At 63.6% G+C, this 23,640-nt stretch carries 12 protein-coding genes; 7 read left to right on the forward strand and 5 right to left on the reverse strand.

Features of this window, described 5'->3' with window-relative positions:
- The 3 genes from VGM51_06550 to VGM51_06560 form a co-directional block, all read left to right on the forward strand.
- Positions 1-295, forward strand: a 295-nt coding sequence (locus tag VGM51_06550; GenBank protein HEY3412700.1) for a nucleoside recognition protein, incomplete at its 5' end; no start/stop codon positions are given.
- 49 nt (positions 296-344) lie between these two features.
- Complete coding sequence (locus VGM51_06555) at positions 345-1,265, forward strand: sugar ABC transporter permease (protein HEY3412701.1); 921 nt, start codon at positions 345-347, stop codon at positions 1,263-1,265.
- Positions 1,258-2,238, forward strand: coding sequence for a carbohydrate ABC transporter permease (locus VGM51_06560; GenBank protein ID HEY3412702.1), 981 nt, complete (start codon positions 1,258-1,260; stop codon positions 2,236-2,238). Before VGM51_06555 ends, VGM51_06560 begins: the two co-directional genes overlap by 8 nt.
- Before the next feature lie 67 nt (positions 2,239-2,305).
- Here the strand turns inward: VGM51_06560 and VGM51_06565 are convergent, their stop codons facing one another.
- The 4 genes from VGM51_06565 to VGM51_06580 all read right to left on the reverse strand — a co-directional run bounded on the left by VGM51_06565 (position 2,306) and on the right by VGM51_06580 (position 9,896).
- Positions 2,306-4,510 carry a glycoside hydrolase N-terminal domain-containing protein gene (locus tag VGM51_06565; protein ID HEY3412703.1) on the reverse strand — a complete coding sequence of 735 codons (2,205 nt, stop codon included), beginning with the start codon at positions 4,508-4,510 and terminating at the stop codon, positions 2,306-2,308.
- A 64-nt stretch (positions 4,511-4,574) separates the two neighbouring features.
- Positions 4,575-7,826, reverse strand: coding sequence for a glycoside hydrolase family 2 (locus VGM51_06570; protein ID HEY3412704.1), 3,252 nt, complete (start codon positions 7,824-7,826; stop codon positions 4,575-4,577).
- A 44-nt stretch (positions 7,827-7,870) separates the two neighbouring features.
- Complete coding sequence (locus VGM51_06575) at positions 7,871-9,004, reverse strand: sialidase family protein (protein ID HEY3412705.1); 1,134 nt, start codon at positions 9,002-9,004, stop codon at positions 7,871-7,873.
- 124 nt (positions 9,005-9,128) lie between these two features.
- The gene (locus VGM51_06580; GenBank protein ID HEY3412706.1) at positions 9,129-9,896 is read right to left on the reverse strand and encodes a prepilin-type N-terminal cleavage/methylation domain-containing protein; all 768 of its coding nucleotides are present in this window, start codon (positions 9,894-9,896) and stop codon (positions 9,129-9,131) included.
- 308 nt (positions 9,897-10,204) lie between these two features.
- On the opposite strand from VGM51_06580, the gene VGM51_06585 reads away from it, so the two are divergent.
- From VGM51_06585 to VGM51_06595, 3 genes are all read left to right on the forward strand, one after another.
- Complete coding sequence (locus VGM51_06585; protein ID HEY3412707.1) at positions 10,205-11,659, forward strand: alpha-L-fucosidase; 1,455 nt, start codon at positions 10,205-10,207, stop codon at positions 11,657-11,659.
- 201 nt (positions 11,660-11,860) lie between these two features.
- Positions 11,861-13,900 carry an enterotoxin gene (locus tag VGM51_06590; GenBank protein ID HEY3412708.1) on the forward strand — a complete coding sequence of 680 codons (2,040 nt, stop codon included), beginning with the start codon at positions 11,861-11,863 and terminating at the stop codon, positions 13,898-13,900.
- 718 nt (positions 13,901-14,618) lie between these two features.
- Positions 14,619-19,256: a discoidin domain-containing protein gene (locus tag VGM51_06595; GenBank protein ID HEY3412709.1), complete on the forward strand. Its 4,638-nt coding sequence runs from the start codon at positions 14,619-14,621 to the stop codon at positions 19,254-19,256.
- A 113-nt stretch (positions 19,257-19,369) separates the two neighbouring features.
- On the opposite strand, the gene VGM51_06600 is transcribed toward VGM51_06595, so the two are convergent.
- Positions 19,370-20,446, reverse strand: a complete 1,077-nt coding sequence (locus tag VGM51_06600; GenBank protein HEY3412710.1) for a GntR family transcriptional regulator — start codon at positions 20,444-20,446, stop codon at positions 19,370-19,372.
- A 257-nt stretch (positions 20,447-20,703) separates the two neighbouring features.
- Between VGM51_06600 and VGM51_06605 the strand changes: the two genes are divergently transcribed.
- On the forward strand, positions 20,704-23,487 hold the full coding sequence (locus tag VGM51_06605) for a GH116 family glycosyl hydrolase (GenBank protein ID HEY3412711.1): 2,784 nt from the start codon (positions 20,704-20,706) through the stop codon (positions 23,485-23,487).
- Positions 23,488-23,640: the final 153 nt, after the last annotated feature.

Consider the following 23,640-nt stretch of genomic DNA (forward strand, 5'->3'; position numbering starts at 1 on the left):
TCTGGAGCGCGAGAGCGTGCTCCCGTTCTGGGCCGGCGTGATCCTCGGCATCGCCTACGGGGCGGGCCTGATTATCGACGCCACGGAGAACGACAACTTCCACGGACGGCAGGCGTTTCTGGTGAGCGTGTTCCTCGGCCTCGCGCACGCCCTCATCGAGGACACGCTGTTGTTCGCAGCGTTGGGCGCGTCGCTTTTCTGGGTGTTTGTGCCGAGGGTTGCGGCCGCCTGCGTGCTGACCTGGGCTTGTTCCAGAGTTTTCGCGCGAAGGGCCGCTCGGACCGCCGCCGGATGAGATATGATAGAGGAGGGGCGCACCTCGTCCCCCAGCAGTCCAAGCAACCATGGCCACGTTAACTCACACACCCATCCGCCGGAAGAAACGGATCCGGCTGCCGGCCGGTTTCCTCTTCATCGTGCCGTCGCTCGTTCACCTCATCGTCTTCCTCGTCATACCCATCTTCTTCGCGCTCTACCTCAGCTTCCACAAGTGGGACGTGCTGAAGCCGAACAAGCCGTTCATCGGGATGGCGAATTACGAGCGCGTGGCCGCCGACCCGTATTTCTGGAACGCGATGTGGAATTCGGCGCGGTATGCGCTGTTCAGCGTTCCGCTGGGGATGGCCGCCGCCCTTGCCGTAGCCATCCTGGTGAACCAGAAGTTGAAGGGCGTGCAGATCTTCCGCACCATCTACTACCTGCCGGCCATCTCCAGCGGCGCGGCGATCTCGATGGTCTGGATGTGGGTGTACTGGCCGGAGCGCGGCCTGATGAGCTGGGCGCTCAACGCATTGCGAGTTCCGGGCGGCGGTCAGGTCGACTGGCTCAACGATCCGCACTGGGCGATGCCCGCGCTGATTCTGATGAGCATCTGGACTGCCCTAGGCCCCCGCATGATCCTGTATCTCGCCGGACTGCAGGGCATCCCGGCCGCGCTCTACGAGGCCGCCGAAGTGGACGGGGCCGGCAAGTGGGGCGCGTTCAAGAGCATCACGCTGCCGCTTCTGATGCCCACAACCCTTTTCGTGCTGGTGACGAGCAGCATCGGCGCGTTCCAGGTATTCACGCCGGTCTACATGATGACCAAGGGCGGACCACTGCGGACGACGGACGTGGTCGGCTACCACATCTATACCGAAGCGTGGCGCCAGTTCCGGATGGGCCGCGCCAGCGCGCAGAGCTACGTCCTGTTTCTGGTGATCCTCGCAGTGACCATCATCCAGTTCAAACTCGTGAACCGCCGGATGGAGGACTACGGTGGATAGAGGCCAGGGGTCAGGTGCCGGGGGCCAGGTGCCGGCAACCGGAACCGGTGCCGAGATCACTTCGGCTCCCCTCCCTCCCAAGGAGGTGCTGGGCGTGGTTGACGGCGGACCGGGAGAAAACGGCAAGCAGCGCGGGCTGAAAGGCGCCGGGGCCGTCTCGGCCACGGTGTCCTACATCTTGATGGTGGCGCTGGCCGTGTGTATGATCGCGCCGTTCGTCTGGATGGTCATCACCAGCCTGCACCCTTCCAAAGGCGTCCTCCCGGACCCTAGCCACCTTTTCCCGAATAGGTGGCACTGGGAGAACTACTGGACCGTCCTCACGATGCCGGACACGCCCATCGCGCGCTACTTCTTCAACACCACGTTCGTCTGCATCAGCGTGGTGGCCGGCAGCCTGCTGTTCAACTCCATGGCGGCCTATGGCTTCGCCCGCACGGAGTTCAAGGGGCGCGATCTCCTGTTCTACGCGTTCCTGGCGACCATGATGGTCCCCGGCGCGGTCACGATGATCCCCGTGTTTCTGATCGTGCGTTCGCTGGGCTGGCTGGACACCTACTACGCGCTGATTGTGCCCGGCCTGAGCAGCGCGTTCGGCATCTTCCTGCTGCGGCAGTTCTTCATGACGCTGCCGAAGGAACTGGACGACGCCGCGCGCCTGGACGGTTGCAGCGAGGCCGCCATCTACTGGCGCATCGCCCTGCCGCTCTCCGGCCCCGCTCTGGCCACATTGGCCGCCTTCACCTTCATCGGCACGTGGACCGACTTCTTCGGCCCCCTCATTTACACCAGTTCCACCAGCATGCACACGCTGGAGGTCGGCCTGGCGGTCTTCAAGGACGCGTTCGGCGGCAGTAACTGGCCGCTCCAGATGACGGCCGCCGTGATCGTGCTTATCCCGTGCCTGTTGATCTTCCTGTTCACCCAGCGCTTCTTCGTGAAAGGGATCACCATGACGGGCTTGAAAGGCTGACGAGCCTTCTGCGACGCGCGATCCGGCAACAGGTCGGGCAAACGGCCCGGCAGCCACCCCGGAGCCGTCAGCCGGCCGCCCGCAGATCAGCCCCCAAACGCTTCGCCCGCCCGGGCGCAAGCGTGAGGTCAACGGTCTTCTGCCCGTAACGCACCCTGCATTTGCGTCCGGTCGAGCTTCGCACGGTCGCCGTCATAAGCCGGTTGGCCTTCCACTCCATATCCACCGTGAACCCGCCCCGCGCCCGTAGGCCCCTAACCCGGCCGTCCGGCCACGCTTTTGGCAGCGCCGGCAGGAGGTGCACCTCGCCGGCGTGGCTTTGCAGCAGCATCTCGCACATGCCCGCCGTGATCCCGAAGTTGCCGTCAAGCTGCATCGGCGGATGGACACCGAAGAGGTTCGGCAGCGTGTTGTACGTGAACAAGTTGCGGATCATCGCGTAGGCCTTCTCCCCGTCGCGCAATCGCGCCAAGAGATTGCAGCGCCACGCCCATACCCACTCGCGGCGACTGTCTCCCGAGGTGCCTCGGGCCTCGAGCGAGACAGCGGCGGCCCTGGCGAGGGCCGGGGTGCCCGTGACCGAGATCTGGCTGCCCGGGTGGACGGCGAAAAGATGCGACGTGTGCCGGTGGTCATCCTTGGGATCATCCCGATCGACCATCCACTCCTGCAACTGCCCCCACTTGCCGATCTTCGGGGCGGCCAGCTTGTTCCGCATGGCGGCCAGGCGGGCGCGGAACGCGCGGTCAACGCCCAGGTCATCGGCCATCTTGCCGGTGAACGTGAAGAGCTCCCACACGATCTGCTGGTCGTGGGACACTCCGTCCTCGCGCGGCCCGTGCTCCGGCGACCATCCATCGGGCACCACCAGCGTCCCGTCAGGCAGCGCCTTGAGCCGGTCCGCCCAGAACTCGCACACTTCCTTCGCCATCGGATAGGCGACGTCCCGCAGGTAGGCTTTGTCGCCACTGAAGGCGTAGTGCTCCCAGAAATGGAGAGCGTACCACGCGCTCGACGGCAGATTCCATTCCCAGCCCATCCCGCCGAAGATGTTGTGCGAGGTTCGCAGCGTCCACCCCCGTACGTCGCCAAACGCCGCGCGCGTAGCCTTCCGGCTCGGCTCACGCTCGGCCATCACCATGTCGAAAAAGGGCAGCGCGCATTCAGCGAGGTTGGCCGGTTCGGCCGGCCAGTAGTTCATCTGGACGTTGATGTTGGAGTGGTAGTCGGAACTCCAGGCCGGCTTGTTGCTGTCGTTCCACAGGCCCTGGAGGTTGGCCGGCAGGCCCGGCCGCCGTGAGCACGAGATGAGGAGGTACCGTCCCATCTGAAACAAGGTCGCTTCAAGCTCGGGGTCGGCGCCGCCCTTGCCGTAGTCCCGGATGCGCCGGTCGGTCGTGTGCGCGCGTACGGCAGGGTCCGTTGCGCCCAGAGACAGGTCAACGCGCCCGAACAGCTTTCGGTAATCGTTGAGATGGCGGTTAAGAAGGGCTTCGTACGGCCGTTTGGCCGCATCCGCTACTTGCTTGCGGATACGGGGACCGGGGTCCGGTCCGCGCCAGCCCCGAGCGTAGTCCATCACATAATTCGTGCCCGCGCCAAGCAGAACGACGACTTCATCGCAACCGCGGCACTCGATCGCATCGGCCGCTGCCCGCACCGTGCCTCCCTTCGCCACGATACGGGCGCGCGCCTCGTACGCCAGGCCGTTGTCCAACTTGCCTGCAAAGCGTATCTCGCGTCCCGCTACGGACGACTTCTCGCCATGCGCGCCCTGCAACCGGAAGGTCGCGGATACGGAACCGGGGCGGCTGGCGGTGAGGCGCAGCACGATAGCTCCGTCGGGATGGCTGGCAAACATCGTCCGGCGCTGCTTCACGCCGCGCCGGAGGAACGTCACTTCGTGAATGCCCTCGCTCAGGTCGAGCGAACGCGAATAGCCCGCCGGCGAATCGCCTGTTTCGCCCGGCGTGTCAATTAGAAGGTCGCCGAAGTTCTGGTAGGCGCCCATGGTGTCGTAGTTCCCGGACGGGTTCTCATCGCCGGTCCACAGGCTGTCCTCGTTGAACTGGATGCGCTCGTGATCGATGCCGCCGAAGACCATGCAGCCGAGGCGCCCGTTTCCGAGGGGCAGGGCTTCGGATGCCCACTGCTCCGCCGGTTTGTCATATCTCAGCACGTATCTGCCTCCGGAAGCCGGCGTCTTCCCGAAGGCATCGCCCCCGGTAAGGACGACCAGCGCGATCACCAACCACGAATTCACGGTTTTCATCGATAAGCCTCCGTCACGGCCTCTGCCGGATGTGCCGAGAACAAGATGAGTCCAGCTAACAGCCCTACCCTCGCGGCACGAGAGCCAGGGCCGTGATCATGAGGTTCGGGCCATTATCGCACGATGTCTGGAGCACAAGACGATCGTCGCGGCAGTCCTCCCGGGAGACGCCCAGCTTCACCCATTGGCCGTCACCTTTGTGTTCCCCGAGGTTGAACTTGCGGCCCTCGAACACAATGGTCCCGGTGCGCCCAAGGTTGTTCCAGTCACCGAAATGAACGTACAGATCGTACAGGTTGGCCTTAGGCGTCTGCACGATCACCTTCATGCCGGGGGATCCGTGCCACGCGGCCCCGCCTTCATCCCGCCACACGGCGTCGCATTGCACGGAGTAGGAGAACCCGCTTTCCTGCGCCTTCACTTCATCCACATCCGCGCTCCACGGCACGTCACCGTTGTCTGTATGCTTCGCCCCCGCATTAACATAGAGAACGGAGCCTTCGACTCCTGGCGGCGCCGAAATCGTCGCATCGCGGACCACAGGGAAGAGGGCCGTCAGAGCATCGTCGCCGATCATCTGCTTCGGCGCGAACAACGGGGTTGCCATGTACCTGAGCACGCTCGACCGCAATTGCCGCGCTGCCGGACGGGACGCAAGGTTGCTCGCGATATCATAACCGCAGACGACCAACCGGCCCCCCTCGCGCGTCCGCAACTCGAACAGGCTCCCGAGTTTGTCGTTGAAGTGGAAATCGCTGATGGGCTGCACGATCGGTTTGTAGGCCGCCGGCATACTATTCAACACGAAGCCGCGTCCGCCGCGGCAGAGATCCTGCCACTGCCAGTCCAGCGATCGATCCGTGGGGAACGCCGCAAGGGCAGGGTGCCCGGCGTGAACCAGGGCGCCGAGGGTTTCGCTCCAGGGGAAGTACGATGCCGACCAGTAGGCAGGCTTCCAGTTGGCCAGTTGCGCGTTCCGGCGGTCGCCCAATCTATTCGCAATCAGGAGCACCTTGCGACCGGCCTTCAGGGCCGGCACGGCTTCGCCAAGCGTCTGGCAGACAAGTACGTCGGACGGCTCGGCGGGGACGCCCTTCGGGAACACCCACAGATCCCAGTCATTCGCCGCATTGGCGCCCTTCAGTGAGACTTCGAGGCGAACGCGGCAAGGCGCAACGCATCCTGTCAGCGGTACGGCGAAACTGCCCAGGTCGGTGACGCCGCCGGTCGGCACGTCTTTCGCCGTCAAGCGACCCGACGCCAGGACCCGGCCCCCCGAGCTCAGGAGGCGCCACTCCGGGACGACGTGGCGCAGGGCTCCTGCGCCATAGTGGGAGACGACCAATCTGCCTGTTACCGTCTCGCCTTCTGTGTACACGTACCTGGGGAGCCGCGCGAGGGGCACGGTTGGCCCGCACCAGCGGTTGAACCGCTCCGGGGTCACGATGCCTTTGGAGTCGTAGAACGAGTCCAGCCAGCCGACCAGCGCCTCTCCCTGCCCGCTGAAGTCCTGCATGCTCAGCAGGTCGAATCCGCTGCACGAAGGCGTTCGGAGGTGGCTCTCGATCTCGTCCTTGTACAGGCGCATTGCCAGGGCGCCTGAGGCGGCCCGAAACTCCTTGTCCTGCTCGGCCACCCCGTTCCGACGCGCTTGTGCCCTGAACCCCTCCAGGTTGCGGGCGCGAACGACACCCGTGTACTTGGCTATCTCACTCCACGCGGGGTAGGTGGGCCACTGGCCCACTTCATGCGCGATGATCGGAACCGGCGCTCTGGAATACAGTGCTTCGTAGTCCCAGTCGTTGTACGGGTCCACGCGGTCCCGCACCCACCCGATGTCGGGGACGGCATGCGTAACGCTGAAGTCGCAGAAAGGCGAAATCTGGCGTGCGGTCGTCACGGCGTAAAGATGCCGCGGGTCGTGCTGTTTCTCCTCGTGTATCCACTGCCCGGCAATCGGGATGTCGATGCTTCCCAGTTCGTTCCCGATGCAGAACATGAGGAACGAGGGGTGGTTGCCATATGCGTCTACCACGCGACTTATCTCGGCGCGTGCGTAGGCATCCACGGTGCCGGGGTGCTTTAGAAGTTTTGGCGGGAACTCTCTGGACATGTTCTCCATCGGCCCCGGTGTGTCCTTGCCGATGTGGCGCTGTGTCCAGATGACTTCGCACTCGATGTAGATGCCCATTTCGTCCGCGGCCTGAAAGGCGGCCTCCGGGGGCGTCCAGGAGTGGAACCGGACATGATTCAACCCGTGGGCGCGGTAGATCCGGAAGATGCGCTTCCACGGTCCCACGGTGGTCGCGGGATAACCCGTCAACGGGAAGTGAACGCAGTCCAGGTTTCCGCGAAGGAAGATCGTGCGGCCGTTAACGGCGATGTGCCGGCCATTGCGGGCGACGGTGCGGAAACCGACGGGAACGGTGCTGACTTCCGATTCGCCCTTGACCGCAACCTCGAGGCTGTAAAGAGTGGGCGAAAACTCGTCCCATAGCCTCGGTGCGCGGGGGAGGGCGAGGGACGCGCGCACAATTCGCCCGCCGGGCGATACAGTGAACGGCATCGTGCCGGACGCGAAGGCTCTCCCGCTTCTTCGCTCCCGAAGCGCGTATCGCAAGGCGCCGTTGCGGGGCCGCCGCGAGTTGTTAGTCAGCGACGCCTCGATGGAAACGCGATGCCGGGCGGCATCGGGGAACGCGCGGACCATGCCCAACTCGACCGTCTCGTGGGCGCGCAACTCAAGCCGGCCCACCGCCCCGTTCCAGATGGTCTGCGTCTGCTCGGTGTAACTGTGCCCCATGTTGGAGATTGGGTGGATGGGGAGGTTACTGATGCGCAGCGTCAGGGTGTGGCGACCGGGTTTGAGCACACCGAGCCGGTGGACGTGAGGCGTGTTTAGTGAGTCCAGAGCGGAGACGCGGCGACCGTCCAACCACGCGGTGCTCTCCCATATGACGCGTTCCAGGTACAGGTCAACGGGCTTCCCGCTCCACGCGGCGGGGACGACGACGTCCCGCTGATACCACGCCGGTCCGTAGTACTTGTGGACGCGGGTGAGGACGCCGTGGTCCGAACCCACGGTGCGGGGTCCGTATCCGGCCTCGTCCGTGGTTCCCGGCAGATGTATCGTCCCCGGCAATCTGGTGTTGTACCAGTGCTTAGCCAGGCCATACCCGCCGGGATCGAGACTGAAACGCCACGCGCCGGCGAGCGGCATGCTCAGCTTCGAAGATGAAGCCCCGGACGCGCCGGCGGCGATTGACGCCATCGACGATGCAAGGAGGCAGCAGACGCGCCAGGCAGACGTTTTCATCGGGGTTGTCCCTTCACGTGCGCGGTCAACGCCGCGACAGAGCATCAGGGCTGCTTCGCGGCAGAATCATCGCCGTAGAGCCAGGCCAGAGGGAATGAAGTCACCTGCGTGGTCTCCAGCCCGCCGGTGCAGCAGTACGCCAGCAGGACCCGCCCGTTCACAAATGAGATCGCGGTGTAGCAATATGTGCCCGTGGGATCGCCTTCCAGTACGCGGCGGCGCTCCCAGGTCCTCCCGTCATTACGGGAAATCGCCGTGGTCAACGGCGTACGCGCCTGACCGGGGCCGGGATTGTCGTTCCAGACGAGGAGCAGATCGCCGGTCCGGGGTATGCGTTCGAACGAAGCCGGAGAACGCGGGGACCGTATGGAGGTGGGGACGGCAGGGCTCCACGTGTTGCCACGATCCCACGAGTAGGACACGTACTGGAAGCCGATGTCCGTGCGGCACAGCATCATGAGGCGGCCGTCACGGAGCTGCACCACACCGGGCTCCTGGAGCCCTGTCCCGTCCTTCGGGCGGTCGGTCAGTTCGAGGACCGTACGGCTTCTCTGCCAGGATCGGCCACCGTCGTCGGAGAGATAGCACATGGCGCGGCCTCGTGAAATGAAACGGCCGTTGCGGCCTTTGTGCAGCGCCACCGGAAGCAGTATCCGCCCGCTGGGCAGGATCACCACCCGGTCGTTGTTCATCACGTAGTACGCGACCTCATCCGTGATGCACTCTACAGGTTCGGCCCAGGTCGTACCTTCGTCCTTCGACCGGCGCAGAAGAGGGCGGCAGTCGGAATCGCTGTTCTTGCGGAGGTAGAAGAGCCCGATGTCACCGCCGGGGAGGCGGCGGAGCGAGACGGACATGATGTTGTTCAGCGGCCCATTGGGGCGGCCCGCTGAAACGACAATTTCATCCTTCCCCGACCAGGAGCGGCCGCCGTCGTCCGAATATCGGGACGCCAGACATGCCGCGTCGTCATCGCCTCTTCCGCCCGTGAACCGTGAGTAGACGAAGAGGATGCGGCCGCTCTTAAGGCGGACGAAGTCGCCCTCGCTGTTGCGCGGATTGCCGGGACCGGGTGGCAGGAGAGCCGTCCGCTGAACGCCGTCAGAAGACGTCTTGCCGGCCACTCGTTGTGCGCTGGAAGGCATGGGAAGCGCCATCGGCTCCAGCAGCAATAACACAGAAACCCATCTCAGCCGTAAGCAAGCGAACGCCATGGAACTGCCCGTTTCACTCTCGTCGTGTGCGCAGTAAGACCAACGGGCGCTCGCCACCGAGGGAGCGCAGCGGGTCGCCTCGCGACCGTCAGCGGAGCTCCCATTTCAGGTACTGGGCATCAGGATCGTACAGAACTCTGTCGCCGGGAACGGATCGGACGTGACCATCCGTGAACAGCACGTCGGTCACCCCGCCGATCAGCGTCGTTCCGTAGTTGGTGGTCTTGCTCTGGTGGCGGAAGCGGGCCTGGCCTATGCGTCCCGGCCAGACGTTCGCGCTCTTTATCGAACTGCCCAGCAGGTCCACCCAGGTAGCTTCGGTCATCCACAGGGTTTGGCCCGGGTTCCTGACGTCTGTTTCCTTGGGAACGGTGCGCTGCCAGTTGTCATTGAGGCCGCCTCCACTGGTGATGAGGTTCATGCCGTAGCTGGACTCCTGCGGCCATTCCTTCTGCTGTACGGCCGTCAGAGCGGGCGAAGCGGTCCACAACCACAGGCAGTCGGGGTTGTTCGCGTTGTTCTGGTCGTAACTGTGGCCATGCGTGTTTGCATACCATTTCGACGCGGACGGGCAGTAGAACAGCTCGTGGCTTTTCACGTAAGGCCGGAGGATATAGACAAAAGAACCGCCTGTGAACCCCGGGAACCCCGCGGCGGGCATGAATCGATTGTCGTAATCGTCCTGATACTGGCGAAGCGCGAGGCCCATTTGCTTGAGGTTGCTGATGCACGTCGTCTGCTGTGCCTTTTTCCGGGCCTGGGCGAAGACCGGGAACAGGATGGCGGCAAGGATGGCGATTATGGCGATGACGACCAGAAGCTCGATCAGTGTGAAAGCAGATCGCTTGCGGATCATAATAAGTGCTCTCCCCTTCAGACGGTGATGAAGTTGGGCGGAAACTGACGGCCGCCGCCCGTCGACAATGTGCAGGTCATTGGAACGCCGCACGCACAAAAACAAAAGTCGTTCGCCGGGGTGCGTCTCGCCGGTTTTCCTCGAAAAGCGGTGGCGCCACCCGCTGGATTAAAACATTATACAGTTATTCTGGCTCCATGCTATCATATTTTTCGGCGGGATGCGAGAGGAATTTTCGAAGCGCCCGATACAAGCGCACCGCCGTCCTTCGGATGTCCCATCGTGTGCCAGACAAAGGAAGCCTCCCCATGCTACATCGTGTTCGCCTCATCGTCCGGTTGGCCGCTATCAGTATGATACCATCTTCCTCGATTTCAGCGGCCGTCGAACCGCCGCGTCCCGTCTCCCCGATTCCGAGTCCTCCCCAGCTCGCCTGGCAGCGCATGGAGACGAATCTGTTCGTGCACTTTACGGTGAATACCTTTACCGACCGGGAATGGGGGGACGGAACGGAGCCCGAAAGCGTCTTCAATCCCACCCGCCTGGACGCGCGGCAGTGGGCGCGCGCCGCCAAAGCGGGCGGATTCCGCATGGTCGTCCTCACCGCAAAGCACCACGATGGATTCTGCCTGTGGCCAAGCCGATACACCGAACATTCCGTGAAGAACAGCCCGTGGAAGGGCGGCAAGGGTGATGTTGTGGGGGATCTGGCTCAGGCCTGCCGCCTGGAAGGCTTGAAATTGGGCCTCTACCTTTCCCCGTGGGACCGTCACGAGAGCACCTACGGCGATTCCCCCCGGTACAACGCATATTACCGTCACCAATTGACGGAGTTGCTCTCGGATTACGGCCCGATCTCGGAGATCTGGTTCGATGGCGCGTGCGGCGAAGGGCCGAACGGCAAGCGGCAGGAATACGACTGGAAGAGCTATATCGCCCTGATCCGCAGGCTTCAGCCGAACGCCGTGGTGTTCTCGGATGCGGGTCCCGATATCCGCTGGATCGGCAACGAGCAAGGCCTTGCCGGCGATCCGAACTGGGCCCCGGTCGATCCGGCCCGGGTACCCTCACCGGGGATTTCGGGCAGCGATACCACGGACGCCCTGCAGCACGGCGACAAGAACGGCACGACGTGGCGCCCCGGAGAGTGCGACGTTTCGATCCGGCCCGGCTGGTTCTGGCACAAGCAGGAAGACACACGTTTGCGTTCCGTCGAAAACCTGGTGGACCTCTACTTTGGTTCCGTTGGTCGCAACTCGGTCCTCCTGCTCAACGTCCCGGCCAACCAAGCCGGTCTCCTGGGTGACCTAGACGTTCAACGCCTGAAGGGTTTCCGCGCCCGGCTGGATGCCATTTTCCGCACCGACGTTGCGCGCGGCAAGCCGGCGAAAGCGAGCAACACCCGCGGCGGATCGGCTTTCTACAGCGCCGGAAAAGCCCTCGATGGCAGCGACGCCACGTACTGGGCCACCGACGACGGGATCACGTCCGGTTGGATGGAGATCGACCTTGGGAAGCCAACGCGCTTCAACGTCGCAAGCCTCCAGGAGTTCGTGTCGCTCGGCCAACGGGTGGAAGCGTACCACATCGAGTTTCTGGACGGCGGTACCTGGCGTCCGATAATCAGTGGCACGACCATCGGTCTCAAGAAACTGGACCGGTTTCCTGCGGTAACCGCGCGAAGGGTCCGCCTGGTCATAGACCGCGCCCGCGCCTGTCCCACAATCCAGGCGTTCGGCCTGTTCAACGACAAGAGCCGATAGGGCGCATCGATCCGGGAGCGGGAGGCATCGTTATGCCCCCCATTTGGTCGGGGGGTGGTGAATTTGGTCCGCCGGAGGCTTTCACATCGCGGAAAAATCGTGTATACTCTACAAAAAGCCAAATAACAGTATACACATTATATACAATTGCTCTTTGCCGCGACGGCGCCCCGGGCAAGGCTCACCCATGAAGGAATTGCCATGCAGTCATCAAGAATCCATCCGGCCATTTTGGGAATGGCTATGATCGCCCCGCTGTGCGCGCCTTTGGCCGCCCCCTGTGCGGAATCCGGAGCGCTCCTTCCCGGCCCCGCGCCGGGCCGCGCCGCGGCGATGGTCTCCGGCAGCACCTTCACCCTGTCCAACAAGGCCATTGAGGCGAGATGGACGGTGGAAAACGGCTCCCTCCGTCCGCTCACGCTGTTGAACTCCCGGGACGGTTCGGCGCTGCCCGCATCGCCCGAGGTGTTTTCGTTGGTGCTGAAGGACGGGACCGTGGTCAAGGCCTCCTCCCTGAGCGTCAGCGCGGAGCCGGCCGCTGCGCCCCTTAGAGCCAATCGCAACGCTTCCCGGCTGTCCGAGCGTTTCGGGGGCCGCGAAATTACCGTCGGCCTGCGGGACAAAGCCCGCGGGATCGACTTCACGTGGCGTGGCATCCTCCGCGATGGATCGAACTATTTGCGCCAGGAAGTCTCGGTTCGCCCGACTCAGGGGGATCTCGCCCTCACGAACCTTACCCTCGTGGATGGCGATTTCCCTGGGGCCAAGGTGGTCGGGACGGTGGGAGGGTCGCCGGTGGTCGCCGGCAGCCTGTTCATCGGGCTCGAACACCCGATGTCCGCGAGCCTGGTGAAGGACGGTCATACGACGTGCTCCCTCCCGAAAGATCTGCCCGTAAAGTCAGGGCAGTCGTTCACGGCTTCATCGGTCGTCCTCCTGGCGCCGGAGGGCCAGATGCGCCGCGCGGTGAACTACTACCTCGAACGCGAACGCGCCCATCCTTATAGAACGTTTCTGCACTACAACTCCTTCTACGACATCGGCTATTTCAACATGTTCGGCGAGAAGGAAGCGCTGGATGTCGTCAACGTGTTCGGACACGAACTGCACGAAAAGCGCGGTGTCACGCTGGACTCCTACCTCTTCGACGACGGCTGGGACGATCCCAACTCCCTCTGGGGATTCAACAGCGGGTTTCCCCAGGGATTCACGCCGGTTCGCCAGGCCACCCGGAAATACGGCGCCGGCACGGGCGTATGGGTGTCTCCGTGGGGTGGCTATGGCAAACCCCACGACGAACGCGTGAAGTTCGGGAAGGCGAACGGCTTCGAAACGAACGCGGATGGCTTCTCGCTTTCCGGCCCGACGTACTACAAACGTTTTCGCGACATGTGCCTGAATATGATCCGGGAATACGGGGTCAACCAGTTCAAGATTGACGGCACCGGCGATACGGCGTCCGTCACTCCCGGAAGCGAGTTCGCCAGTGATTTTGAAGCCGCGATCCACCTCATCAGCGAAATGCGCACAGAGAAGCCGGACATCTTCGTGAACATCACTACCGGAACGTGGCCCAGCCCGTTCTGGCTCGTTTACGCCGACACGATCTGGCGCGGCGGATGGGATGACAGCACCATCGGCGTCGGCTCAAATCGCCAGCAATGGATCACCTATCGAGATGCCGACACCTATGAGCGAATCGTTCAGGGCGGCCCGCTGTTCCCGCTAACCTCACTGATGCTCCACGGCATCATTTACGCCAAGCACAATGGCAAGCTGAGAACCGATCGGGGCCGGGATTTTGCCGATGAAGTTCACTCCTACTTCGGCACAGGCACCCAGTTGCAGGAGATGTACATCACACCGGCGCTGCTGAGGCCGGAGGATTGGGACGTGCTTGCCGAGTCGGCGAAATGGTCCCGCGCGAACGCGGACGTCCTGGTCGATACCCATTGGGTGGGCGGCGACCCCGCCAAACTGCAGGTGTATGGATGGGCGTCCTGGACTCCGCACAAAGCGGTGCTGACACTCCGCAATCCCAGTGACAAACCGCAGGAGTTTGCGCTGGATGTCTCGAAGGCATTCGAACTGCCGAACGGAGCGCCCGCGGTTTACTCCGGCCGGAGCCCGTGGGCCGCGGATGCGGAGAAGGAACCGATTGTGCTGCGGGCCGGAGAGCCACACGCGTTCCTGCTGGCTCCGTTCCAGGTCGTGAACCTAGATATCGTGCCAAGTCGGTAGCCCGGGCCGAGGGGATCACGGGCGGGGGTTTCGGGCCGCGCAACGCGATTATCGGCACCCCGGGACGAAATAAGCAAGCAATCTTGGATGGACTTGACAGAAGAGGCGAAAATCGAGTATAAAGTGGATACACTTTTGACATTCCAATGGTCGTGGTTCACGCCTCCCCTAACCACGTGCCGCCGGCGGATCAGCGGTCCGGCTTGGAGCACATACCTGATGGTAATCCACGAACGCGCGCGCAAAGGTACCTTTTCGAGTGAAATGCTGGCGGTTGCCGCCATCATCACCAGTCCGACAGCCATTCTGACCCCGGCCCTCGCAAGCGCGCAAAGAATGGCGCAGCACTCAACCTGCCTCAACAACCGGCGCCAGATTGGCATGGCGCCGGCCAATCATACCGACGACCAAGAGGGGCGGCATCCACCTGCCGCCGGCCATCCCGGTAACGCGGGAGTTGGGAGGGCCTCCGGGACAACCGGAATCGTATCCCGACTTTCACCCGCGACAAAGAGCCAACCCGCGACATCGCGGCCCGCGCCGTACGATGGGTCGATCCCATCGGCGACGATCCGCGCAGCGGAAGGGCCTGCAAGGCCCTCACATCAACCTGTTCTTCTATTCCTGTAATCCGGCTGGTCTCGCGCGCTGAATCAGGCGTGGAGGCCTGCCTTCTTTACTCATTGCGCACGTAGTGCGCCATTTCTGGAGGTCCTGTATGACCTGTTCAAAAATCGCGGCGCGGATCGGCTTCGCGGCGCTGGCCTGCATGGTCAGCCTGGCGATTGCTCCGCGCGCCTCGGCCCAATGGGCCGACCAGCGGTACGCAAACCGCGTGCCCATTACTGTAAGCAACTACAGTTCGCACGCTTTCGCGAGTGGTGAGTTGGTCACCGCCACGCTGCCGGCCAGCGTGCTCACCGGCGTCCGTTCGGACGGCGCCGACGTTGCCCTCTACCAGGGCGCCACAGCCGTGCCCGTTAAGCTGCTGCCCATGGGCGGCTCTTTGAAAGCCATCCTGCCGCTCCAGGGCGCCCTTGCGGCGTTAGGACCGTGGAGCGTCACGGAGAACCTCTCCGCCGGCTCGACAGGATACACCAACCTGCCGGCCGGGACGGTGGTTACGCCGACGAACATCAACGGCGATGACGGCGGATCAACGATGACGCTGCCGTTCGATTTCCGGTTTGGGCAGGCTCCCCCCACGAGGAGCGTCTTCTTCAGCATCGACGGTTATCTGGTCCCGGGTTCAGCCCAGCCCACCAGCCTCTACGGCCGTGGCAACGCGAACACCCCGGGCATCTACCCTTTCACTTCTGACTACACCGTGAGCGCCACCGGCGGCCCCGCCGGCGCGAACATGTACTTCTTCGCGGACGCAACGAAGGCTGTGTTCCGCTGGGAGGTTGCGGAGTCCGGGCAGAGCACTGTCATCGCGAAATTCGCGGTCATCCTCTACCCGAACGGCGATATCAGGTTCGTTTACAGTGACACGGTGCATCCAACCTCCTCGGCGACGGGCGGCCCCGGTGGATACGCCGAGATGTCATACGGAGTGGAGGGCGATACAAGCGGAACCGGGATCATCCACTTCCCGACTGACATGTATCCGGATTCCGCCGATCTCAGCAACCATGCCGACATCGCGTATACGCAGACCCTCCCGGTTCCACCTGCCCAGACCTTCAGCCTCTACTATAACGGCCCGTCCGTATCGACCGGACCCACGGCTCCGGCCTCGGTGCAGTCTTGGGATTTCAGCGACGGCCAGAAACACAGTTGGCGCAGCCATCAGGACCTCGTGAACAACGCGGACTGCAAGATCGTGACGGATGTTGACGGCGTCAGCTCATTGTATATGGACGCGTCCGACCCGAACGATGAGGACCCGACCACCGGGAATCATCCCTGGTTCTCACCCAGCAACATGACCCCGCTCGGCGATCAAACCGTGTATTGGAAAGCGCGCCGGCCCGACTGGGACTACGCCTGCTTCCCCGCAATGCGATTCAACCCGGTTACACTCACCGACTCCAATAGTCTGAGCTACCTCTCCCTGGCGCCGGGGACTTCCTCCGTTGGGTTCCAGTTCGGTGAGAACTACAGCGCCGGCGGTTTCCTGACGGCCGAATATTACACGCCGGCCGATACGCCATATACGAACGGCCGCACACCGGCGCTGCCCCACCAGTTCACCAATCACACATGGACGCCGAACCCGGTTGATACCGACAAGTGGCAGTTCTTTGTCACGTCATGCTGGGATACCGGCGGTGCTACGATGCTGGGCGGCAAGGGTTGGCAGGTGCCTCCGTCCAATCCGACCCTTGCGTCCGACCCGGCCGTCGGCGGCTATACGATGACCTGGGATTCCGCTTCGGATTCGACCGTTGTCGCTCAGCCGGTGCCTCCTGGCATCATCGCGTGGATGCATCACAGCAACAGCGCGTTCCTCAAATGGGTCTGCGCCGTGCCGGGCGGGTTTGCCGAGCGCGTCGCGACCAGCTTGGCAGCGGCAGAAACCGCGCCCGCGCCGGGACCCGGGATGGCCGTGATCCAGGGCGTGGCGTATGACGACTCAGTCGGCGTCACCGCGCCGATTGCCGGCATCACGCTGACGCTCAAGGACGCCGCGAACAACGTCCTCGCGACATCCGTAACCGACTCAACCGGCCGCTATCGCTACGTGGTCGCTGCAACCGCCACACCGGCCACCGTTACCATCTCCGGTGTCAAGCCCGGCTCCAAGGGATCGGCCACCCAGTCAGTGGTTGAGAACACCGTCTACACGGTGAATGTGCCGATCGCATTCGGCTCTCGCGCCACCGGCATCGTCTACGATACCCAGACCAACGGCGGCGTGGTAGGCGCCACCGTCAACCTGCTCACACCCGGCACGTCCACCGTTGTCTTCACTACGACCACGGACTCCGCCGGACGCTACGGCCTGGACATGGACGCCGCTGGGACATACGACGTCGCTGTCATCGCCGGCAGTTACACGCCGCAGACCGTGACCGGCGTAACGTTCCCCCTCCGAACGGTTGTTACCAAGGACTTCGGACTCGTCGCTCCGGAACTGCTCGCGAACGGCGGATTTGAAACCGAAGCGCCCGTCGTAGACCCCGCCGGCTACCCCGGCGCGATGCGGCCGGCCGGTTTCACCACGTGGGACCAGCAGGCAACCGCGGTTACCGCGCCCATCTCCAACGACGTCGCCCTGCTGAATGATGCGATCGACACCACGGAGACCTTCTACCTGAACAGCGCCGCGCTCGCACGCACCGGAACGCACTGCGTGGCGATCAAGCGCACGAAGGCCCCCGACGGAACCGTCATCGGCAGCACCAGTGTGCAATGGATGTGCGACACCGGCGGCCTCATTCCCACTTCGCCCAACCAGCGGTACCGTGTCTCCCTATGGGCGAAAGGCATCCCGGGTATGTATGTCCGGGCGCGCGTACGCTTCCATACCACCAACATCTCTGCCAGCACCGCGGGTGTAGTGTTCACCGGCACCGACACGACGTTCAACGCCGACCGCACGGGCGGCAGATGGCAGCAATTCAGCGCGATCATCACAGCCCCGTCCGCCGCCGCGTTCATGAACGTCCGCTTCTACGGCAACTACACCGGCAAAGGCACCGCGCCGCAGGTGGTTTACTTCGACGACGTTTCCGTGAAGGCGATCTCTCCGCGAACCATCACCGGCACCGTCGTGGACGGCTCCGGGACAGGGGTTGGCGGCATTGTCGTCGGCGCCAACCTGGGCCGCCCCGGCATGACTGAACCCGCCGTCTCCACCGCATCATCCTCAGCGGCAGGTTCCGTCGGCGCCTTCACCCTCAACCTTTGGGACAAGGGCGCATTCAGCCTCCAGACCTACAAGCCGAACTTCATCGCCGGCGCCCAGACGATGCTGAACACGGCCACTTCCTACACCCCGGCTACGCCTGTCACGCTGACTGCGCCGGCAACCCCGGCGATCGACGTTGCTGTGGCGGCCAAAGTAAGCTCCACCGATGCCCTTGGTGAAGCGCCGGAAGCCTTCCTCTCCGTCGCGGACATCCTCGGATTCGACGGTTCCAACGTCAACCGTGGCGGCGGCCAGTGGTCGCAATGGCGAACGATCAACCCGATTGACACCACGTCCCAGTTGCCCATCACCATCACGGCGGACCTGGGAAGAGCCTACACCACATCGCAGCTCACATGGGTATGGGCGTGGTCCGGCGGCGGACCCCAGTCCTATGACGTTCTGACATCCGAAGATGGGTCTACCTACACGCTGGCGTACCAGGCCGTTGGCACCGGCAGCCTCGGGTACACAGACAGCAACGGCAACACCCACTCCGCCATCACGCTGGCCACCCCGGTCAAACTGCGCTACGTTCGTATGATCCTGCGCAGTCTGGACAGGAATAATGACGCGAACATCGGCTTCTCCGAGTTCCGCGTTGACCTCCCGGCGGCCAACGTCACCGGCAAGGTGACCAAACTCGACGGCACCCCCATCAGCGGCGCGTTCGTCGGATTCCGAGGCGGTTCAGGCTCCATGGTGAGCCTCGGAACCACGGACGGAACCGGCGCATACAAGATCGCTCTGCCGACCAACAACATCGTTGGCCTGGTGGCCCACTACGTGCCGGATGGCGACAACGTGGTCGCCATCACCGACCCGCTCGACGCCCAGGCCAGTGCTTTCACAACCGCGGCGATACCGACAATCAAGGTCGCTGACCCCGTCACCAACCTCGTCCCGCTGAATACGCCGACCCATTCCGATCCGTCCATCGACGAAACCGCAAACCCCGCCACAGCCGGCTCGGATCACAACCTGACAACCCGATGGGGTACGGACCTGGGCGCACAGGTTCGACCGGGAGTTGGCAGCACCATGTCGTTTGTGTACGACCTCGGTACCCCGAAGACGTTCAACCAGGCGAACATAATCTGGGAATACGGCTTCGGAGGCTGGTACCTGATCGAGACATCGGCTGACGCCACCAACTGGACCACCATCCTGACCAATCACTCCAACTACAGCGGCTACACGCTTGGTGCGGGCAAGTTCGTTGACGTTCAGACCCTGCCGTTGACGACAGCGCAATATGTGCGCATCCACGTCGAGTGGAATGAAACGCAGTGGACGAGTATCTGGGAGCTCCAACTTGCGAACGTCACGGCTAATCCGCCGGTGCCGTTCACCCTCACCAAACAAGCCCTGAAGATCGCTGCCGGCCTTTTGAAGGCCGCCAGCACGGACATGACCCCGCTCAACGTGGTTACCACCGGCACGTCCGCCACCGTCATCGATATGGCGGATGTCGTCGCACTTGCCAAGCAGGCCAAGTAAACGAGCCTCGGCCACCCGGAGGGGCCCATCAGGGTCCCTCCGGGGAAGACGTGAAAACGCGCCGCCCGGTTGGGTGGCGCGTTTTCACGTCTGAAGCCTGCCGCGGGCGGCGCTCAGCGCGGCGGAATCCCGCAGGAGGCTCGAACGATCAGCGTGGGCTCCAGAACATGGTCGATCACATCCGGAACGCCGCCGTCGAGAAGCGACTGCAATGCCTCAATGGCGTATTGGCCCTGCTCCCTGCGGGGGTGGCGGACCGTAGTAAGCGCCGGCTCTATACTGGCGGCTTCGCCGATGTCATCGTAACCACAGATGGATAGATCGTGCGGGACGGCCACGCCGGTGCGCTTGCAGTGCGTCAACAGGTGCATCGCCAGATAGTCCGAGCTGCAGACGATGGCGGTCGGTCGCGACGCGAGCGACATCAAGGCGTCCATGGCCCGGGCGTGTTCGGCGGCATCCACCGGGTCCGTTTCGCGGATGAGAACCGGGTCAATGGGCAGGCGGTTCTGAGCCAGCCCGCGTCTGTATCCCAGCATGCGCGGCTCGAACCAGGCGGAGGTTGTCGGTCCCACATAAGCGATCCGCGTATGACCCATTTGGGCGAGATAGTTCGCCGCCAGAAAACCGCCCTGCTCCATGTCAACGCGTACGCAGGGGTGCCCTGGCGCGGGTGAGTTCACGAGCACGAAGGGAGCGTGGTGTTGCTGCGCGTAGCGTACACCCATCTCGTAATCCATCGGATTCAGGCCCACGATCAGATAGCCGGTATTCGGGGGCGGGGGTGGCAGGTTGTCGAAACCGTTGGTGGACACCTTTTCCACATTGCATCCCGCCTCGGTCGCCGCGACAGTGATTCCGGCAAGGATGTCATAGGTCTCGTGGTACCACTCGATCGGGGTTTTCTGCAGGTCCGCGCCGCCGATGAAGAGCACGCGCACGGACATGGTCGCGAGGCGCTTGATGGCAAACGTGCCCTGGCCGCGGCCGCGGCGCTTGATGATGAGGCCCTTGCGCTGAAGATCGGCCAGCGCGCGTCGCACGGTTGCGCTGCTGACGCCGTACATCACGCACAGGTCGGGCAGGGACGGCAGCCGATCCAGATACCGGATCTCTCCGGTATCGATCTTCCGCTCCAGATCATCGTAAACCATCTGATAAAGTGTTTCTGCGCCGCGCAGTTCAACCATTTTGACACATCCAGTTAATTCTGCATTCAGTTTAAGTGAAGTGCTAGGATGAAATCAACGAAATCGGTGGGAGCCCCTGCGACTCCTGGTCTTGGGCCGCCCGCCGGCGACCCCGGCAACCGGCTTCGATTCCTGCAAACGGCGCGCATGTACCGGGCGCCGCACGGAGGCTTGGCGCATCCAACCGCGTCACTACGCTCCCACAATGGCCGTGGAGGGCCATCGTTCTCATGAATGACCAAACGAAACGGCAGGCTATGCCGCGCAGAGAGTTCCTCGGCTCCGCCGCCAAAACGATGGGCGCGGCCGCCTTGTCCGGAATAGCGGCATCCTCAGGCGCCGCAGCGCCGGTGTCCGCAGCTCGGCGCGAAGCCGGATTACCCGCCGATAACGCCGACGGTACGGCAATCTTCTGCCGCCCCGACCATGAAAGCGGGATCCCGCTGGGTGGGATCGGCGCCGGAAGCATCGAAATCCGTCCCGATGGCTATTTTCACGACTGGCTGATCTTCAATAACGGCGGCTGGGCCGGCGGACAGCCCGATCACGAACGCGGCGGAGGTCCGGGCATGCCGCCGTCAGCCTTCAGTTTTCTCCTTCGAACGCGCCAGGGCGGCGCGGAACCACAGGTCCGCCGACTAGGCGTTCGTCCGGACCAGAACGAGCTCTACTCCCGTTCATGGGTGCAAAGCGTAGAGGCGATCCGGTATGACGGCCGATTCCCTGCGGCAACGCTTACATATGTGGACGGTACTTTGCCGGTAGAGGTGACAGGCGTTTTCTTCTCACCGTTCACGCCCCACGATGCCCGCGCCAGCGGCACCCCGGGGTTTCACGCGGTATTCCGGGTGAAGAACCGGTCCCGTAAGCGCGTCGAAGTCTCGCTGCTGGGCACGCTTCGCAATCCCCTCGCGTGGGGCGCGGCGGACCGGAAACTGCACAATGCCGTTCGCGAGGATGGCGGTACCACGTTCCTGACGATGCGCACCGATGCGGATTCCCCGCGTAAGGCGACACTGGGCTCCATCGGCCTCTCGGTAACGGGCGGTAAATCGAGCTGGATCGCCGGGGAGTTCGAAGACTATCTCAGCAACGGCGGCTGGCTATCCACCCGACAGGGCAGCACCGTGCCGTCATTCCTCACGGATTTTCGCGAACAGGGCCGGCTGCCCCGCCTGTCGGGGGCGGAAACTCCGCAGAGCCTGCTGAAGATGAACAATCAGCAGATCGCCGGCCTTCAGCTCGACGAGAAGAAGGCGCTGGCCGAGCGCCTGTGCGCGTACGCTTCCTTCGCGGCCGCCCGGCGGCGCGTTGAGCGGGTCATGGGAGACGCCCTGGCCACCCCCGAATCCCTCACAACGTTTCTCCAGGAGTGTGCCGCCGCGCTGAACGCGTGGTCGGGTGAAGACCGCGCGCGCCAGGACTGGGGCGCCGGCGCTCTTTGCTCCACGCTGACTCTTGCGGCCGGCGAGGAGCGCGAGATCCGCTTCACTCTGGGATGGCATTTCCCGCACCACTTCAGCGAGACGGACGCGGAGATGGGCCATCAGTACGAGGCCTGGTTTGACGACGCCGAAGCCGTGAACCGCTTCCTCGTGCGCCAATACGACGCTCAACGCTCGCAATCGCTGGGATTTGCCAACGCCATGTTCGATACCACACTCGGGACAGCCATGGCCATGGCGTGGTCCGCCCAACTCTCCACACTGGTCAAATGCACGTGGTGGACGCGCGACGGCCGGTTCGCCGTGTGGGAGGGGCTCGGCTGCTGCGGCTTCCACACCACCGACATCACCTACCAGGGCTCGTTCGGCATCCTCGCGCTCTTCCCGGAACTCCAGAAGGGCCAGATGAAGATGGGCGCGGAGTTCCAGCGCGCCGACGGACGCGTTCACCACTTCTTCACCCCGGACCTCTTCCACGTGGACAACGGGTTCGACAGGGTGGATATGAACCCGCAGTTTGTCATGCTCGTATGTCGCGACTTCTTGTGGACCGGCGACAAGCAGTACCTTGCCGCCATGTGGCCGCACGTTCAGCGGGCGATGGCCAGCACGGCGCTTCTGGACGGCGATGGCGATGGGCTGCCCGACCGCGATACGCGGCGCAACACCTACGACCAGTGGAATTTCTCCGGCACCCCGGCCTATATCGCCAGCCTGTGGCTCGGAGCCCTTCGCGCAGGCGTGCGGATCGCTACCGAAATCGGAGATGACGCAACCGCCCGCAAATGGGATGACGGCTTGCAACGGGGCATGGCCAGTTTCCACAAGACCCTGTGGAATGGCGAGTATTACAGCCTGCAGGTGGCATCCGATCATCGCGACGAGTGCTGCATGTCCGATCAGTTGAGCGGCGAGTGGTTCACCCACCTGATGGGTGTTGGTCCCGGAATGCCCGACAAGAGGGTGGTCGCCGCGTTGACCGCCATCGTCCGGCGCAATTTCACGCCGGAACAGGGCCTCGTGAACGCTTCGTTCCCGGACGCCAGGCCCGCGTACTTCGCCACGTATCAAAACGCCCAGGCGACGGCGAACTGGACAGGCATTGAGTACGCGGTGGCGTCCATGCTCATCGACTACGGCCTCGTCGCGGAAGGCAGGAGGATCGTGGAGAGCGTGCACCAACGCTACCTCCGGGCCGGCCGAATTTGGAATCACACGGAGTGCGGTGACCATTACTATCGCGCGATGAGTAGTTGGGCCGTCCTGCTGGCGGCCACCGGCTTCAAGGTCGATGCCTCCGTGGGGATGCTGACGATCGCGCCGCCGCGCCGCCAGGCCGAAATCCGGGCGCCCTGGGTTTCCTCGACCGCGTGGGGCGCGATGGTTCAGAAGCCGCGTCGGTTGGATGTTTCGCTCCATAGCGGTGAACTGGCGCTGGAACGCCTGCGCGTGTCACTGACCGGCAGCGGCATACGGGTTCGCGTAAACGGCAAGCCGGTAGCAGCGACGGTGGCGGTCCAGGACGGTCTGACGACGCTTCGCTTTGCCGCGCCGATTCGGTTGCGATCGGGCGATACGATCGTTGTGACTGCATAGAGCGGCCGGGCGGCGTCCCAATGGGACACCAGCGGAACGCCGCCCGGAATTCGCGCCGCCGCAGGCCGGGTACCAATGCCTTTGCCCGGACGGCCCATTGCGCGTTCATAATGCTTTGGGGGGCCGGCGAAAACCGGCCTGTCGTGGGTGATC

Source organism: Armatimonadota bacterium, assembly GCA_036504095.1.
Taxonomy (GTDB): domain Bacteria; phylum Armatimonadota; class DTGP01; order JAKQQT01; family JAKQQT01; genus DASXUL01.

Excerpts from the sequence above, each read along its gene's own strand:
- VGM51_06555 (HEY3412701.1), top strand. The coding sequence starts at position 345 with ATGGCCACGTTAACTCACACACCCATCCGCCGGAAGAAACGGATCCGG.
- VGM51_06565 (HEY3412703.1), bottom strand. The coding sequence starts at position 4,510 with ATGAAAACCGTGAATTCGTGGTTGGTGATCGCGCTGGTCGTCCTTACC.
- VGM51_06570 (HEY3412704.1), bottom strand. The coding sequence starts at position 7,826 with ATGAAAACGTCTGCCTGGCGCGTCTGCTGCCTCCTTGCATCGTCGATG.
- VGM51_06580 (HEY3412706.1), bottom strand. The coding sequence starts at position 9,896 with ATGATCCGCAAGCGATCTGCTTTCACACTGATCGAGCTTCTGGTCGTC.
- VGM51_06585 (HEY3412707.1), top strand. The coding sequence starts at position 10,205 with ATGCTACATCGTGTTCGCCTCATCGTCCGGTTGGCCGCTATCAGTATG.
- VGM51_06590 (HEY3412708.1), top strand. The coding sequence starts at position 11,861 with ATGCAGTCATCAAGAATCCATCCGGCCATTTTGGGAATGGCTATGATC.
- VGM51_06595 (HEY3412709.1), top strand. The coding sequence starts at position 14,619 with ATGACCTGTTCAAAAATCGCGGCGCGGATCGGCTTCGCGGCGCTGGCC.
- VGM51_06600 (HEY3412710.1), bottom strand. The coding sequence starts at position 20,446 with ATGGTTGAACTGCGCGGCGCAGAAACACTTTATCAGATGGTTTACGAT.
- VGM51_06605 (HEY3412711.1), top strand. The coding sequence starts at position 20,704 with ATGCCGCGCAGAGAGTTCCTCGGCTCCGCCGCCAAAACGATGGGCGCG.